Origin of the sequence: Synechococcus sp. A15-60, from assembly GCF_014280095.1 — a bacterium.
GTDB lineage: Bacteria > Cyanobacteriota > Cyanobacteriia > PCC-6307 > Cyanobiaceae > Synechococcus_C.
The window spans coordinates 737,304-752,509 of record NZ_CP047933.1; the positions used below are offsets into that span (position 1 = coordinate 737,304).

Genomic DNA, 15,206 nt, shown 5'->3' on the forward strand with positions numbered 1-15,206 from the left:
GCTGCTCATCACCACCGGCGCCGATACCCAGAGCGAGTATCAAAAGCCCTGTTCGCATGTCCTGGACATCCTGAGACCAGTGCGGTGTGCTGGTCGTGGAATCCGGAGGTTCCTCTCCCGTTGGCCCGATCCTCAGCGTCCTGTCTGCCGTTCCAGCCATTGCGTGGCTGAGCGGGTGTCAGGAAGGATTTGGTCGGCTCCGGCATCGCGCAGTTGCTGCTCGTAGGCCCTGCGTTCAGGACTGCCTGGCCGAAGATGAGGGGGCGCGACCGCGAGGCTGATCCAGCGGCGCTCAGTACAGGCGCTGCGTGCGTTGACCACGGTTTGCACATCAGCAACTGTGTCGCCCAGGTAGGCGACGGTCCCGCCGGATTCGTCACTCAACAGGTTGTTGCTGAGCTGAATCAAGCCGCGCGGATCCGGCTTATCGGGTGCATCACCCATGGCGATCAGCGGCGGTGTTGCCAGCCTGAGACGCTGCTCCAGCACGAAGCGGGCTGATGGCGGTTCGGCACCGCTGACGAAGCCCCAGGTCCATCCCAGGTTGTGGATCGCGCTGAAGAAATCAGCGCTTACCAGCAGCGGTTCATCGCGGATGAAACCCTTCCAACCGCTGGGATCACCATCGGGATCACCACCAAAATAGAAGTTGCTGAAGATCTCGATCAGCGCCTGGCGTTTGGGGAGAGGGGCCCCATGTCTGCGCAGGAGTTCAAGACTGGCATCCCAGTCGTTGTTCCAGCATCCTTCTCCCTTGAGGGCATCTATGGCCGAGGGGCTCGGCCTCCAGCCGCTGTAGTGCTCCACGGTGGACTGAAGTGCTTTGCGGTAGCTGCCAGCCACATCGCGGATCACTCCGTCGATGTCAAACAGCAGCAGTTGACTCATGACTGGTCGCCGAATCAGGAACAGGGTTATGGCGGCTGGTAGGTTAGTTGTTTGTCCTTGATTCTTGAGCGCTGACACCATGACGGTTTCCGAAGGCGCTGCCGTCGACCAGGAGGTCACCACCGAGGCAGCGACAGCTGATCAGGCTCCCCAGAGCACCAGCAGCGACGCTGATCAGCAGCAAGAGCCAAAGGAAGGCCGTCCGGTGATGCGTGGCGGTAACGCCGCCCTCGCTTCCGCCACCATCGACGCTGACGGTGTGCCCTCCGGCTACACCCCAAAGGCTGATGAAGGTCGCTTCCTTCTGAAGATCCTCTGGCTGCCCGACAACGTGGCACTGGCTGTCGATCAGATCGTCGGTGGCGGTCCGAGCCCTCTCACCGCCTACTTCTTCTGGCCCCGTGAGGATGCGTGGGAAACCCTCAAGAGTGAGCTGGAAGGCAAGAGCTGGATCACCGACAACGAGCGTGTCGAAGTACTGAACAAGGCCACTGAGGTGATTAATTACTGGCAAGAAGAAGGCAAGGGCAAGAGCCTCGATGACGCGAAGCTCAAGTTTCCCGACGTCACCTTCTGCGGCACTGCCTGATTTGTTGGTTCAGGGTCTTTCCGCCACGACCTGCATCAGCAGGTCGTTTTTTTTGTCTGGTGGTTCAGAGTTGAGCACGAACCGTCTGAAATCATGCGCTGATGGAGAACGATGATCCAGTCATTACGCGCACGAACTGGACTCCGCTTGCCTTGCGTGGACACAGTTGGCCGACGCATCGCCTGGTTATTGATGAGGCTGGGGGTTGGGCGGAGTTGCGACCCAATGTTCCGCTGAACAGGCCGCTGTTGATCCTGAGTGAGGTCAGTGGACTGGTGTTATTGATCTGGCAATTCATCACGGATGGGCAGGGATCAGCCTTCGCGTTGCTAACGATTCTGTTGATTGCCACGCCTATTTTTGGCTTCACCCTGCGCACAGTGGTCTTTGATTTTCGATCAGGCTGGTTTTGGGAACAACGACTGGTTGCACCTTCGAAGCGCTTAGTGGAGGGTCGTCTTTCAAGCATCCATGCCGTTCAAGTGATTCCTGAACGGGTTTTTACTGGCGATACCTACGGGATGACTTATCGGCGCACATTTTTTATGAGTTATGAACTGAATCTGGTCAATCATCGTGGCGGGCGACTGAATCTGATTGATCACGCCATCTTGAGTTGGCTGCGGCAGGATGCGCACAGGCTGGCGCAGTTCCTAGATGTTCCGGTGTGGGACATCACCTGGGATTCGGACAATGCTCAGACCATGAACGAACTCAAAATGCAGGTGTTGGACAATATCCGCTAATTAATTCAAGTCAAAAAAAATCCGGGAACTGGCGTTCCCGGAAGTGAACCAAGGGTTTTCAATCCAATGATTCAGTCTTGATTCTTGGCGGCCTGGGCTCGAGCACGGGCGCGATCGAGACTCTGTTGAGCTTTGACTTTCTCTGCGGACGCAGGTTGACCTTCCATCTTGCTCACAGCACTGCGCGCGGCCTGGAGCTCACTGTCTGCAGTGCTGCTGTCGATGGATGTGCCCAGCTCCGCTGAGTTCACCAGGATGGTGACATCATCAGCTTCAACTTCGGCAAACCCGCCCATCAAGGCAATGGATTGCCAGGTGCCTTGATCGCGGACGCGCAGCACACCCACGTCAAGCGCTGCCAGAAGGGAGACGTGACCTGGAAGGATGCCGAGTTGGCCGGTGGTGCTGGGCAGGATCACCTCATCGGCAGGGCCGTCGAACACGCTCTGGTTGGGTGCCAGCACGCGGAGGGTGAGGGACATGGGGAAGGAGAGCTTGGTGGAGGAGCGGTGGCGCTGAGTGGAACAACGGGGAGCATGAACTCATGCTCCCCGGATGATCACTTGGCTTCTTCAGCGATCTTGGCGGCCTTGGCCTTAACTTCCTCGATGTTGCCCACGAGGTAGAAAGCCTGCTCGGGCAGGTGGTCGAGCTCACCAGCCAGGATCTGGTTGAAACCGCTGATGGTTTCTTCCAGCTTCACGTACTTGCCAGGCATGCCGGTGAAGATCTCAGCCACGAAGAAGGGCTGGGACAGGAATTTCTCGATCTTGCGAGCGCGATCAACGGTCTGACGGTCGTCTTCGGAGAGTTCGTCGAGACCCAGGATGGCGATGATGTCCTGAAGTTCCTTGTAACGCTGCAGGGTGGACTGCACGGCACGGGCGGTGCGGTAGTGCTCGTCCCCAACGACAGCCGGCTGAAGCATGGTGCTGGTGGAATCCAGAGGGTCCACAGCGGGATAGATGCCCTTGGAAGCCAGGGCACGGTTCAGAACCGTGGTGGCGTCCAGGTGAGCAAAAGTGGTGGCCGGTGCCGGGTCGGTGAGGTCGTCAGCAGGCACGTAAACGGCTTGGATCGAAGTGATCGAACCTTCCACGGTGGAGGCAACACGCTCCTGAAGCGCGCCCACGTCGGTGCCCAGGGTGGGCTGGTAGCCCACAGCGGATGGCATACGGCCCAGCAGTGCGGACACTTCGGAGCCGGCCTGGACGAAGCGGAAGATGTTGTCGACAAACAGCAGCACGTCCTGCTTGTTCACGTCACGGAAGTGCTCAGCCATGGTCAGAGCGGAGAGACCCACGCGCATGCGGGCGCCGGGGGGCTCATTCATCTGGCCGTAGCAGAGGGCCACCTTCGACTTGGACAGGTCTTCGGAGTTGATCACTCCGGACTCCTTGAACTCCTCGTAGAGGTCGTTGCCCTCACGGGTTCGCTCACCCACACCGCCGAAGACAGAGACGCCGCCGTGTTCTTTCGCGATGTTGTTGATCAGCTCCTGAATCAACACGGTTTTGCCCACACCGGCACCACCGAACAGACCGACCTTGCCGCCCTGGCGATAGGGAGCCAGAAGGTCAATCACCTTGATCCCGGTTTCAAACACCTTGGGCTTGGTTTCGAGCTCGGTGAGCTTCGGAGCTTCTCGGTGGATTGGGGCGGTCTCGGAGGTGGTGACGGGACCCTGCTCGTCGACAGGCTCACCCAGCACGTTGAAAATGCGGCCGAGGGTGGCTTCACCCACGGGAACGGAGATGGCAGCGCCGGTGTCGACGGCTTCCATGCCACGGACCAGACCATCCGTGCCACTCATGGCCACGGCGCGAACTCGGTGATCGCCCAGCAGTTGTTGCACTTCGGCGGTCAGGGCCACGTTCTGGCCTGCAGGATTCTTGCCTTCGATGCGTAACGCGTTGAGGATTTTGGGCAGCTTGCCGGCGGGGAATTCCACGTCCAACACCGGGCCAATCACCTGGCGGACAACGCCTTTGGTACCGGCGGAAGCGGGAGCAGCAGCGGCCATAAGTAAGGAAATGTGTGAGGGAGGCGGGTAAAGCTTTCCCTTCCTGAGCGGCGCAACGATACCACCGCCGCGGTTGATCCCAAGGGGGTTCGGTCACCCGCACGCCTGGCGCATGGTCGGAAGGCGAAGCCCGGTCATAGGTTGGCAATCGTCGACCTTGAGTGCCAGCTCGAGTCGAATTGGCGCCAATGCGCCCTGTCCCTGCTCCTGCAAGAACCCATGGCTGCTGTTTCCCTCAGCGTCTCCACCGTTAAGCCCCTCGGCGATCGCGTATTCGTCAAGGTCTCTGAATCTGAAGAGAAGACCGCCGGTGGCATCCTTCTTCCCGACACCGCCAAAGAAAAGCCCCAGGTGGGTGAGGTGGTTCAGGTCGGACCCGGCAAGCGCAACGACGACGGATCTCGTCAGGCTCCCGAAGTTGGCGTGGGCGACAAGGTCCTCTACAGCAAGTACGCCGGTACCGACATCAAGCTCGGCAGCGATGAGTACGTGTTGCTATCCGAGAAGGACATCCTCGCCGTCGTCAACTGATCGGTTTGCGTCTGTCCGTTCCATGAACGGCAGCTGTTTGTTGTTCCCATTCCACTGATTTCCTGCCTCCCATGGCTAAGCGCATCATTTACAACGAGAACGCCCGTCGCGCGCTCGAAAAAGGCATCGACATCCTTGCTGAGTCCGTCGCCGTGACACTCGGCCCCAAGGGTCGCAACGTGGTGCTGGAGAAGAAATTCGGTGCTCCTCAGATCATTAACGATGGTGTGACCATCGCCAAAGAGATCGAACTCGAGGATCACATCGAAAACACCGGCGTGGCCCTGATCCGTCAGGCTGCCTCCAAGACCAATGATGCCGCTGGCGATGGCACCACCACGGCCACCGTTCTGGCCCATGCCATGGTCAAAGCCGGTCTGCGCAACGTCGCTGCCGGTGCCAATGCCATCACCCTGAAGAAGGGCATTGATAAGGCTTCCGAGTTCCTGGTTGAGAAGATCAAGGAAAACGCCAAGCCGATCGCCGACAGCAATGCCATCGCTCAGGTGGGCACCATCTCCGCCGGCAACGACGAAGAAGTGGGTCGGATGATCGCCGACGCCATGAACAAAGTCGGCAAAGAAGGTGTGATTTCCCTGGAAGAAGGCAAGTCGATGACCACCGAACTGGAGGTCACCGAAGGCATGCGCTTCGACAAGGGCTACATCTCCCCTTACTTCGCCACCGACACCGAGCGGATGGAAGCCGTCCTGGACGAGCCCTACATCCTTCTCACCGACAAGAAAATCGGTCTGGTGCAGGACCTGGTGCCCGTGCTGGAGCAGATCGCCCGCACCGGTAAGCCTCTGCTGATCATCGCTGAAGACATCGAGAAGGAAGCCCTGGCGACCCTCGTGGTCAACCGTCTGCGTGGCGTGCTGAATGTGGCCGCCGTGAAGGCTCCTGGTTTCGGTGATCGTCGCAAGGCGATGCTGGAAGACATGGCTGTTCTGACCAATGGTCAGCTGATCACTGAAGACGCCGGTCTGAAGCTGGAGAACGCCAAGATCGAGATGCTGGGTACCGCCCGTCGCGTCACGATCAACAAGGACACCACCACCATCGTCGCCGAAGGCAACGATGTGGCTGTGAAGGCCCGCTGCGAGCAGATCCGTAAGCAGATGGACGAAACCGAGTCCACCTATGACAAGGAGAAGCTGCAGGAGCGTCTGGCCAAGCTGGCCGGTGGTGTGGCTGTGGTGAAGGTGGGTGCAGCCACCGAAACCGAGATGAAGGACAAGAAGCTTCGCCTCGAAGATGCCATCAATGCCACCAAGGCGGCTGTTGAAGAAGGCATCGTTCCTGGTGGTGGCACCACCCTGGCCCACCTGGCGCCTGCACTGGAAGAGTGGGCAGCTGCCAACCTCAGTGGTGAAGAGCTGATCGGTGCCAACATCGTGGCGTCTGCTCTGACGGCGCCTCTGATGCGCATCGCCGAAAACGCCGGTGTCAACGGAGCTGTGGTGGCTGAGAACGTGAAGGCCAAGGCCTTCAACGACGGCTACAACGCAGCCAACGGTGAGTATGTCGACATGCTCGCAGCCGGCATCGTGGATCCCGCCAAGGTGACACGTTCCGGAATGCAGAACGCGGCATCCATCGCTGGCATGGTGCTGACCACCGAGTGCATCGTGGCTGACATGCCTGAGAAGAAGGAAGCAGCTCCTGCCGGCGGCGGCATGGGCGGCGGCGACTTCGACTACTGATCCCAACGCCTGTGGCCGCCAAGCATTGGGCGGACAGTTCAGCCCCCGTGTCAACGGGGGCTTTTTCATGCTTGTGTTGCAATGGAAGGCCTTTTCTTTGGCCTTCCATGTTTTACCGGCGCTGGATTCGTGAATTCACGGAATTCTTCTTTCAGAAGGGCAACGCCTTGAATCTGGCCATCGCGGTGGTGGTTGGCAGACAGTTTCAGCAGATCGTCGATGCGCTCACCAAGGATTTGCTGATGCCCCTGCTCAATCCCTTGATCCGTCAAGGTGATTGGGAGACCTGGGGTATCCCCTTCGGAGGCGGCGAGCTGTTGATCGGCCACGCCCTGAATGTGGTCTTGAATTCCATCCTGGTGGGCTGGGCGCTGTTCATGATCGTCAAGGCGATCAATCGCTCCCAGCGCCTGGCAGAAGAGGGAATCAACAAGGTTCGCCCTCGGCCGTCAACCGAATCCGATCTTTGATTCACACCCACGGGGCTGTGGCCAATGCAGCCCCCTTGCAAGCTGTGGGCTCGGCTTGACTCTCCCGCTTAGCTCAACCAGCCTGCGCTCAGGATCACGGCGAGTGTCAGGAAGATGGCCAGTGTGGTCCAGGTGAAGCGGTTGAGCGTCGCCTCAGCACTGCTCGCGCTGGTGAACGATGAACTGCCACTGGCGGCAAGGCCTCCCATGCCGTCCCCCTTCGGGCTATGGAGGAGCACAAACAGAATCAGAAGCAGCCCGCTGCCGATCCAAATCCAGGAGAGGACGGTAGTAATCATTCCCTAATTTTATGCGGAGGTGGCTCAGGCCGGCTGAGGCAGGCGAGCCGTTGAGGGCACAGCCGTGTCGATCGGTTCAATCAGAGTGCTTCCGGTCATCGCCGCAGGTTTGTCGAGATCCAGGAGCTGAAGCAGGGTCGGGGCGATGTCCGCCAGACCACCGTTCTCTCTCAGTCGGATGGCATTTCCCATACCAGGCACCTTGCGGCGCTCTCCCTCAACAAGGATCAACGGCACGGGGTTGGTGGTGTGCGCCGTCCAGGCCTGACCGTCGTCACCTTGCATCCGCTCGGCATTGCCGTGGTCAGCGGTGATCATCAGTGTTCCTCCCATGCGGCCGACCGCATCCAGGAGTCTGCCGATGCAGTGATCCACCGTTTGAATGGCCTCGGTGGCCGCTTCCATGACGCCGGTGTGCCCCACCATGTCTGGATTTGCGTAGTTAATCACCACCAGTGAATACACCCCTTGTTCAATCGCGTCGATGCAGCTGTCGGTGAGGGTGTTCGCAGCCATGGCCGGAGCCTGGTCGTAGGTGGCCACACGAGGGGAGGGCACGAGATGGCGGTCTTCTCCCTTGAGAGGTTGCTCCACTCCGCCATTCATGAAGTAGGTGACGTGCGGGTACTTTTCGGTTTCGGCCGTGCGGTACTGACGTAAACCTTGAGCGGACACCACATGTCCCAACAGGTCGTCGAGCGATTCGGGTGGGAAGGCGACCTCCACGGGCAGGGTCGCTTCGTATTGGGTGAAAGTCACCACATCCAGCTCAGGCCGTTGGGGACGCTCAAACCCATCGAAGGTCTCGCGAACGAGGGACTGAACGATTTGGCGCGCCCGATCGGGTCTGAAGTTGAACATCAGCAGCGCGTCTCCATCCTTGAGGTAGCTGTCGGCCAGCCGGATGGGTTCCACAAACTCATCGGTGATTTCGCTGGCATAGCTGGCCTCCAGGGCCTCGGTGGCCGAGAGCGGATTCACCGGCACCTCTGGGTTGGTCAGCAGGTCATAGGCCTTTTCTGTGCGCTCCCAGCGCTGATCTCGGTCCATCGCCCAGTAGCGGCCGCACAAGCTCACGATGCGGCCGACGCCGCTCGAGGCGATGGCGTTCTCAATCTGTTTCAGGTACCCCGGCCCGCTCTGGGTGGGCGTATCGCGTCCATCGGTGACCGCATGAATGGCGACATTGTTGAGGCCTTGGTCAGCGGCCCAGTGGAGCAACCCGCAGAGGTGATCCACATGGCTGTGAACGCCGCCATCGGAGCAGAGTCCGAGCAGGTGCAGCGTCCCACCATTGGTGCGCAGACGTCCTGCTAGAGCCTGCAGGCTGGGGACGGCGTCCAGTTGCTTCTCGCGGACCGTATCGCCGATCCGAACCAACTCCTGGCGAATGATCCGACCAGCGCCGATGGTGAGGTGACCGACTTCGGAGTTGCCCATTTGGCCATCGGGTAAGCCCACATGGGAGCCGCTGGCCTGAATCAATGTCTGGGGATATGCGTGCCGCAGCGCATCCATCACGGGTGTCTCTGCTGAACGGATCGCGTTGTGATCGGTGTCGCTGCGCTCGCCCCATCCATCAAGAATGGCCAGCACAACGGGTGCCACGGCCCGATCCTTGAGTGGACTTCGCTTATCACTCTCAGCAACGGTCAAAACGCTCTATCCGTTCTTAAGGCCTTCTCCAGAATCCAAAGCTACCTCCGGACCCCTCTCTCAGGGAATGCTTGTGCGCCGAACAGTCAGCTTTTGCATATCTGAAGGCCAAAAATCGGCATAAAGTCTCTTCTTCCATCGCTTCGGTCATGGTGTCACCCGGGAATGGTGAGCGAATCGAGATTCTTTCCGCCGATGACGTCAGGAGAACTCTGTCCAGGCTGGCCTCACAGGTTCTCGAATGTGTTGGCGGAGTTGAGCAGCTTGTACTGCTGGGAATTCCCACCCGTGGGGTTCAGCTTTCGGCGGTGCTTGCGCAGTGTCTGGAGGAGCAGAGCGGTCATCCGGTGGCGCAAGGAAGTTTGGATCCCACTTTTCACCGCGATGATCTAGAGCGGGTAGCGATGCGTCCCGTGCAGGCCACCGACCTTCCTGTCAGCGTCGAAGGACGCGATGTGCTGCTGGTCGACGATGTGATTTTCACAGGCCGGACAATCCGTGCCGCCCTTGAAGCGATTCAGGCCTGGGGGCGACCAAGACGAGTTCTGTTGCTTGTCATGGTCGACCGTGGCCATCGCGAACTGCCGATTCAGCCAGACTTCTGCGGACGTTCAGTCCCCACGCGGCGCACGGAAAGCATCGAGCTGCGTTTGCTGGATGTGGATGGGGAGGAAGGCGTTTTCCTCCGCAGCCTTCAGGAAGCGGACTGAAGTTCGTCGTCGCGGAAGTGGGCTTTGTAGCGACCGAAGGCCACGATCACAGGGAGCGTCGGGCTGATCGGACGACCCTTCCATTCCGAAAGCACGTTGACGACGTCACCCTCGCTCCCTTTCATATCGAAAGCCTCGCCCCGATGCTGAGGGTGGTTGTAGACGATCACTGATGAGGTCACCACGACCTTGTCACCCGGCTGCATGCGCGATTGATCCCAATGCGGCACATCCTGTCACGGCTGCTTCGCTCATGGCGGCTTCGCTCACGGCTGATTTGCTCACGGCTGCTCCGCCCTGCAGAGGCTCTCGGGACCTTCTTCCACCAGAACGCCGCCCAGATCGGAGCAACCTGCAACGAACGCACTCCAGGGATCCATCCCACTGGCCAGACGATCTTCGACGGCTGCATTCAGGCGCGCTCCATCGACGGTATGGGCAGGGAGGCTTCCATGGCTGTGGTGTTCCTGCAGGTCCCGGAGACTCTGAATCGCCAGCTCCACCTCCTGGCGCAGGGGCAGCGCATGGGTCTGCCACCAGGGATGATCCAGCTGATTGAGCACGCTGAGCGCTTCCCACCACTGCTGCCGCTCCACCTTGCTCTTCAGACGCTCATGGTCGATGCGATTGCGGTTCCAGGTTTCGCGCAGACTGTCGCTGAGTTGGCTGCCGGGTCGCTGACCTTTGAGTTCAAGCGGCTGGAGCGTGGCCAGCGCTGCGTCGAGATCGCCGGCTCGGAACTGTTCCAAGGCACGAGACTGCAACCGTTTGCGCCATTGGCTCAAGCGCTCACGATCCCTGTTGCGTTCTGTCTCCGAGCCAACCTCTGAAATCACTAGCTGCGACTGCAGCTGAAGCGCCTTGGCGCTTTCTCCGGCTTCCCAGGCCAGTTCCGCTTGGCGGCGTCGACACACCGCCTGTTCCGTCGGGGCATCCTGCGCCAGCCAGCGCAGGGCCGCCAGCTGCTCTCCGTAGCGCAGACACGCCTCGAAATCACTGCGGGAGGCCGCGTCTCGTAGGCGCTCCGGCAGTTGCTGTTCCCACCAGTACGCAACCCCGCACAAACCTGCCACACCACTCAATGTGGCGAACAACCAGAGACGTGGCAGGTGGCGGCGAAGCGCCAAGGCTGGACGGCAAATATCAACCTTTCTATGGATGACGCTTTGAGCGCACACGCCTCTGTGGACGGCCCGCTCACCGCACGGTGCCGAGAACCTGCCGCTCCAATGGGGCTCCTGTGCGCAGATCGTCTCCCTCCAGGATCAGCTCGGCCTTGTCATTCAGGTGAAAACGCAGTTTCAGGCAGTCTTCACCGGGTTGCCCAGGAGGCACCAGTGGCAGCTCACAGGTGATGCCGTCACGGCGGTTGACGTTGGTCCAGCTTTCGCTGGTTTCCAGCACCTGCGGCAGACCGTCGACCATCACCACTTCGTAGCGCATGTGTGGTTGCGCTTCCCCCAGAACCAGTTCAACACTTGTCTGGTCGGGGTTGCTGGCGCTCAGAACGAGCTCCAGCGGCTGGCTCGAAGGCCAGGGCTGGCCACGCATAAACAAGGGGTGCCAGTGATGGGCATGGCTGCGTCGGTTCCAGCAGCGCAATGAAATTCCTTTCTGGAGCAGATCTTGCAGGCGCACTCCAGGCGTGAGGCTCAGGGCCCCTTTGGCAACGGCCGCCATGGGTGGTGGGGTGAGCATCGGTGTCGAGGGCAGGGCCTGCTCCAGCCACTGCTTCAGCTGGGGTAGGTGGGCCCCGCCGCCCACCAGTACGACAGCATCCAGATCCTCACGGCGGCAGCCCTTGAGTTCGGCCTCCTTCAGGGTTTGCTCCAGCAGCCCTTCGAGTGCTGTGAATAATCCCCGATCGCTCAGCAGCTGACTGAAGGTCTGTCGGTCCATGCGCAGCTGCACAGGGTGTTCTAAATCCCTGCTGCTCGCTAGTTCGATGAGTGTTTCACGCTCGGATCGATCGCTGTCGCTCAGCCGACACTTCAGGCGTTCCGCTGCATTGAGCAGTGCGATTAGCCCATCGCCCTCATCAGGCAGTCCTTCCGGTTGCAATGCATCGAGGATCCAGCGGTCGAAATCCCGACCTCCCAGGTTGATTCCTGCTTTCCCCAGCACTGTTGCCTGTCGCAGGGTCTGACGGCTGTCCCTCAGGTCTTTTCCGCGAAAGCGAAGAAGCTGAGCCAAGGGCGCCGCACGGCCTTCTCCCCCCTCGAGGGCCACCAACGACAGGTCAAGGGTGCCCCCCCCAAGATCCACCACTAAGAGCTTGGATCCCGCCGCAAGGCCTGCACCCAGAGCCGCGGCTGTGGGCTCATCCACGAGCGCGACCTCACCCACATCCATGGGGGCACAGGCTTGAACAAGCCAGTCGCAATAGGCAGCTCCCTGGTCCACAGGGGCGGTGAGCACCAGGCGTTCGATGGTGAGTTCAGGAGGCATGCGCTTCCAGATCTCAAGAAGCAGTCGAGCACCAGCCTGCTCAGGACTCAAACGATGCGACGTCGTCTCGGCGATTGCGGCTTGACCGATCTGTCGTTTGAAGTCGCGATGCAACTGGGGGGCATCGCGCTCATTCAGGCCCCCTTCGAGCACCTGACGACCCACCAGAACCGCTCCGTCACCAGCATGTTCGGCCCAGATCAGAGATGGGACCGACCCTTGTTCGCGCGAGATGGCGGGCAGCTCGAGCAGTTCGATCTGCGCCTGGTTGGCGCGTTGGAAGGCCACCACCGTGGTGGAGCTGCCAAGGTCGATGGCCAGGGTTCCGATGCAAGCGGGTGGATCGGAAAGATGAAGGTTTTGTTCGCCAGCAGGGGTCTTGACCACCGCTATGGGCAGGTTGGGGACAGGTCGAGGCTACGGGGACCAACGATGGATCGGTTAAGACGGCTGGTGTTTTCCTTTTATCGGGAAGACCCCGAGATCGAAGCGGAGCTGGAACCGCTGCGGGATTGCCGCATGTCTCGAAGTTGGGGCACCATTCGTATCGAGTGCGTCGATGCCCAGCATCTCGAGGAGGTCAGTGCACTGCTCAGTCACCTGCGCCGTCCCCTGGTTGCGATGGGGCTGGGTCGACAGATCATTCTGCGGGTGCCAGGACGGCCTCAACGCTGCTACCCAATGCGCATTCCCTTTCACAGCGATCTCTTCTCGTAGAATTAAGAATTACTGGGTTTGGGCATGCTCACCGCCGGAGTGGATCATCAGGACCTCGCCAAGCGCGGAGAAAGCCTGATCCGTCAGTCCAGCAACCGCTATCTGACGACAGTGCGGATTGCCTTTCGCGCCAAGCAGCGTCGCTTTGATGACTTCGACGGGCTCTTGGAGGAGTCCAGTGTCAAGCCGGTGCAACGCGCCATTGTTGAACTCAGCGATGAGCAAGACCAGCCTGACCTTCTGCCTGGATGATTCAGCAGGAGGGGCCGGGCTGGAGGTTGGCCCGTGATCCGCAGCGTTCAGGCTTCCCCGTGCTGATTGGAGGGGAAACCTGGGCTCTGGAACTTACCGAGACGGAAGCCTGCGCGTTGGCTTCCGTTTTGCGAAAACTTGTCGATCAGCACAGGTGCATCAGGGATCAGTTGATGCCGGATGAGGCGATCACGCTTGAGTTGGAGAACTCAGAGTGGTGGGCATGCCTGGATGGAGACTGCTCCACTTGGTCTTTGAGGGTGATTTTGAGTGCTGGCTCCTCCGGAGTCCGTGGCTTGGAAGTGCGCTGGCCGGCGCCCGCCGCTCAGGCGATGGCCGCGGCGATGAGAACCATGTGGGACAGCTGTCATGATTAGGGCAGCTAATGAATCGTCTCTGATTGATTTTCCCCGGAGATTCCCCATGACTCTGGGATGGTTTTCCACAGGCTTGGTGCTTAGTTGGTCCATTCGATGGGGCTCTGTGGAAAACCCGCTTTGCGGTTGGTTGGTTGGTTGACGAATGTTCGACCTGCCTCTTCTGGCTTGACTCGTGAAAATCGCAGGCTGGAAACAGTTCCAGCTGCTGAAGTCTTGATGTGAGACGGCTTGAGAAGAGGCTTTTGCGGCGCCTTGACTCCGGCGCCGGGATGTGGAGAACTAGTGCTCACTTGAGCGATACGAATGCAGGGAATTGGGCGGTTCCAAGGTTCACAGGCCAAAACGTCCATGTCGGCGCAGGCGCAGCAGCTCCGCCTGTCGTCCACGGAGGCCGGCCTGCCAGAGAATTCAGCAGTGAGCTTTCACTCCGAACTCCCTCAGCCCCTTCAGCAAGCGATGGTGAGTTTCATTGAGCGCTGCCCCAACTGGGATCAATACCGCCTCGTGCAAGCGGCTCTCGCCGGCTTCCTGATTCAAAATGGAGTGGAATCCCGTGAGATCACCCGCCTTTATGTGGGCAACATGTTTTGCCGTGATTCCCTCACCCACGGCGTCTGAGTGCGGCAGCTGGCCATCAGCAACAGGGCGCTGATTGGGAGACTGAGAAGAAGGCCGAGACAAGCACCCATTAAGCCGAGCAGATTGATCCCGAGGAGAAGTCCCAGCAGCGCCAAAACCTTCAGCCGATTGGTCTGAACCAATCGGCGGCTGTGTTCCATTGCTGCCAGCGGGCGGTGGCCGTGATGCACCAGCAGGGGCAGCGCCAGAGATTGCCCCAAGGTCCAGATGGCCAAAGCCGTACCTCCTAGGACCAGAATCAAATTGGAGAAAACGCCGCTGTGGCCAGCCATCACAGCGCTGGCCACCCGAATCAGATTCATCGCTCCGATCAGAATCACGCCTTCGAGCAGTGCCAGGGCAGCGGTCTGTTTGAACACCCAAAGCAGCTGCCGGTTTGATGGCGGATCTGCGCCAGATTCGTTCGACGACCCAGGAGGAAGAAGCCTGTCCGCAAGACGCAGAAGGGCGACGAGCGGAATCAGGGCTGTTGGAATGCTGATCACCAACAGCAAATCCCCGAGCGTGGCGAGCCACCAGTGGCTGCTCTGCTGAAGATCCCTGGCGATCACCCCAAAGCCCGTCAAGATCACCAGCATCAGCGCGGTCAGACCGACACACCGCCAGGGGGCCTGACTGAAACCGATCCAGGCCCGAGGAATGATTGTGGTGATGGGGAGTCGCTCGATCGGCTGACGCCCCGCGTTGTCAACGGAGTTCGCCAAGGCGTTCGAGCAGATCGCGGGCGATCGTTTCATCCACGGGAAGGATGGATAGCCGGTTGCCGCGACGCACCACAGCGAGTTGATCAGGCTCGTAGGCCTGGCGGAGATCCTCGAGGCTCAGCATTGTCTGGAATCGGCCGCGATAAGCAAGGCGCACACAGTCCCAACGTGGTGCCTCGGGTTTCGAGGCGGCGTCGTGGTATTTCGATGAAGGATCGAATTGGGTGGGATCCACCAGGCCTGTTTCCACCACGTCCATGAGGCCAACAATCCCCGGCGGCTTGCAGTTGGAGTGATAGAAAAATGCCTGGTCACCCACTGCCATCGTGCGCATGAAGTTGCGCGCCTGATAGTTGCGGATGCCGTCCCAAAGCGTGGTCTGTTCCTTCTGAAGATGATCGATCCCGTAGACGTCGGGTTCGCTTTTCATCAGCCAGTAGGCCACAGG

At 59.9% G+C, this 15,206-nt stretch carries 20 protein-coding genes; 10 read left to right on the forward strand and 10 right to left on the reverse strand.

Annotated features, from left to right (window positions below):
• Window positions 1-132 precede the first annotated feature (132 nt).
• On the reverse strand, window positions 133-888 hold the full coding sequence (locus SynA1560_RS03785) for a TIGR01548 family HAD-type hydrolase (RefSeq protein ID WP_186470325.1): 756 nt from the start codon (window positions 886-888) through the stop codon (window positions 133-135).
• A gap of 79 nt (window positions 889-967) precedes the next feature.
• Here SynA1560_RS03785 and SynA1560_RS03790 point away from each other — a divergent pair, with 79 nt between their 5' ends.
• Together SynA1560_RS03790 and SynA1560_RS03795 are read left to right on the forward strand one after the other, a co-directional pair.
• Window positions 968-1,477, forward strand: a complete 510-nt coding sequence (locus SynA1560_RS03790) for a 30S ribosomal protein PSRP-3 (RefSeq protein ID WP_186501204.1) — start codon at window positions 968-970, stop codon at window positions 1,475-1,477.
• A 101-nt stretch (window positions 1,478-1,578) separates the two neighbouring features.
• Window positions 1,579-2,223, forward strand: coding sequence for a hypothetical protein (locus tag SynA1560_RS03795; RefSeq protein ID WP_186501205.1), 645 nt, complete (start codon window positions 1,579-1,581; stop codon window positions 2,221-2,223).
• Window positions 2,224-2,294: 71 nt separating this feature from the next.
• Here SynA1560_RS03795 and atpC read toward each other — a convergent pair whose 3' ends face one another.
• Both atpC and atpD read right to left on the reverse strand, forming a co-directional pair.
• Complete coding sequence (gene atpC, locus SynA1560_RS03800) at window positions 2,295-2,705, reverse strand: ATP synthase F1 subunit epsilon (RefSeq protein ID WP_186479770.1); 411 nt, start codon at window positions 2,703-2,705, stop codon at window positions 2,295-2,297.
• Between the two features lie 77 nt (window positions 2,706-2,782).
• Window positions 2,783-4,246, reverse strand: a complete 1,464-nt coding sequence (gene atpD, locus SynA1560_RS03805; RefSeq protein ID WP_186470329.1) for a F0F1 ATP synthase subunit beta — start codon at window positions 4,244-4,246, stop codon at window positions 2,783-2,785.
• A gap of 219 nt (window positions 4,247-4,465) precedes the next feature.
• On the opposite strand from atpD, the gene groES reads away from it, so the two are divergent.
• From groES to SynA1560_RS03820, 3 genes are all read left to right on the forward strand, one after another.
• Complete coding sequence (gene groES, locus SynA1560_RS03810; protein WP_006850452.1) at window positions 4,466-4,777, forward strand: co-chaperone GroES; 312 nt, start codon at window positions 4,466-4,468, stop codon at window positions 4,775-4,777.
• A gap of 71 nt (window positions 4,778-4,848) precedes the next feature.
• Window positions 4,849-6,483, forward strand: a complete 1,635-nt coding sequence (groL, locus tag SynA1560_RS03815; RefSeq protein WP_186470330.1) for a chaperonin GroEL — start codon at window positions 4,849-4,851, stop codon at window positions 6,481-6,483.
• Between the two features lie 107 nt (window positions 6,484-6,590).
• The gene (locus tag SynA1560_RS03820; RefSeq protein WP_186470331.1) at window positions 6,591-6,953 is read left to right on the forward strand and encodes an MscL family protein; all 363 of its coding nucleotides are present in this window, start codon (window positions 6,591-6,593) and stop codon (window positions 6,951-6,953) included.
• 68 nt (window positions 6,954-7,021) lie between these two features.
• Here SynA1560_RS03820 and secG read toward each other — a convergent pair whose 3' ends face one another.
• Both secG and gpmI read right to left on the reverse strand, forming a co-directional pair.
• On the reverse strand, window positions 7,022-7,252 hold the full coding sequence (secG, locus tag SynA1560_RS03825; protein WP_186470332.1) for a preprotein translocase subunit SecG: 231 nt from the start codon (window positions 7,250-7,252) through the stop codon (window positions 7,022-7,024).
• A gap of 24 nt (window positions 7,253-7,276) precedes the next feature.
• A complete protein-coding gene (gpmI, locus tag SynA1560_RS03830) occupies window positions 7,277-8,860 on the reverse strand; it encodes a 2,3-bisphosphoglycerate-independent phosphoglycerate mutase (RefSeq protein WP_255477053.1) in 1,584 nt (527 codons plus the stop codon).
• A gap of 197 nt (window positions 8,861-9,057) precedes the next feature.
• On the opposite strand from gpmI, the gene pyrR reads away from it, so the two are divergent.
• Window positions 9,058-9,618, forward strand: a complete 561-nt coding sequence (pyrR, locus tag SynA1560_RS03835; protein WP_186470334.1) for a bifunctional pyr operon transcriptional regulator/uracil phosphoribosyltransferase PyrR — start codon at window positions 9,058-9,060, stop codon at window positions 9,616-9,618.
• On the opposite strand, the gene SynA1560_RS03840 is transcribed toward pyrR, so the two are convergent.
• From SynA1560_RS03840 to SynA1560_RS03850, 3 genes are all read right to left on the reverse strand, one after another.
• Entirely contained in the window at window positions 9,603-9,824 is a 222-nt protein-coding gene (locus SynA1560_RS03840) for a ferredoxin-thioredoxin reductase variable chain (RefSeq protein WP_186470335.1), read from the reverse strand. The two genes, pyrR and SynA1560_RS03840, sit on opposite strands and share 16 nt — an antisense overlap.
• A gap of 75 nt (window positions 9,825-9,899) precedes the next feature.
• Window positions 9,900-10,745, reverse strand: a complete 846-nt coding sequence (locus tag SynA1560_RS03845; protein ID WP_186470336.1) for a hypothetical protein — start codon at window positions 10,743-10,745, stop codon at window positions 9,900-9,902.
• Window positions 10,746-10,815: 70 nt separating this feature from the next.
• Window positions 10,816-12,459: an Hsp70 family protein gene (locus SynA1560_RS03850; protein WP_186501570.1), complete on the reverse strand. Its 1,644-nt coding sequence runs from the start codon at window positions 12,457-12,459 to the stop codon at window positions 10,816-10,818.
• A gap of 39 nt (window positions 12,460-12,498) precedes the next feature.
• Between SynA1560_RS03850 and SynA1560_RS03855 the strand changes: the two genes are divergently transcribed.
• From SynA1560_RS03855 to SynA1560_RS03870, 4 genes are all read left to right on the forward strand, one after another.
• Complete coding sequence (locus SynA1560_RS03855) at window positions 12,499-12,783, forward strand: hypothetical protein (protein WP_186501206.1); 285 nt, start codon at window positions 12,499-12,501, stop codon at window positions 12,781-12,783.
• 24 nt (window positions 12,784-12,807) lie between these two features.
• Window positions 12,808-13,035 (forward strand): DNA-directed RNA polymerase subunit omega, encoded by a 228-nt coding sequence (locus SynA1560_RS03860; RefSeq protein ID WP_006043334.1) that lies wholly within the window; start codon window positions 12,808-12,810, stop codon window positions 13,033-13,035.
• A complete protein-coding gene (locus tag SynA1560_RS03865; protein WP_186470338.1) occupies window positions 13,032-13,412 on the forward strand; it encodes a DUF1818 family protein in 381 nt (126 codons plus the stop codon). The genes SynA1560_RS03860 and SynA1560_RS03865 overlap by 4 nt, the downstream gene beginning before the upstream one ends.
• A 351-nt stretch (window positions 13,413-13,763) precedes the next feature.
• The gene (locus SynA1560_RS03870; RefSeq protein WP_186470339.1) at window positions 13,764-14,033 is read left to right on the forward strand and encodes a DUF2811 domain-containing protein; all 270 of its coding nucleotides are present in this window, start codon (window positions 13,764-13,766) and stop codon (window positions 14,031-14,033) included.
• Here SynA1560_RS03870 and SynA1560_RS03875 read toward each other — a convergent pair.
• Together SynA1560_RS03875 and SynA1560_RS03880 are read right to left on the reverse strand one after the other, a co-directional pair.
• A complete protein-coding gene (locus tag SynA1560_RS03875; RefSeq protein WP_186501207.1) occupies window positions 13,985-14,758 on the reverse strand; it encodes a hypothetical protein in 774 nt (257 codons plus the stop codon). The genes SynA1560_RS03870 and SynA1560_RS03875 overlap by 49 nt on opposite strands.
• On the reverse strand, window positions 14,742-15,203 hold the full coding sequence (locus SynA1560_RS03880; RefSeq protein ID WP_255477054.1) for an EVE domain-containing protein: 462 nt from the start codon (window positions 15,201-15,203) through the stop codon (window positions 14,742-14,744). The genes SynA1560_RS03875 and SynA1560_RS03880 overlap by 17 nt, the downstream gene beginning before the upstream one ends.
• Between the last annotated feature and the right edge of the window lie 3 nt (window positions 15,204-15,206).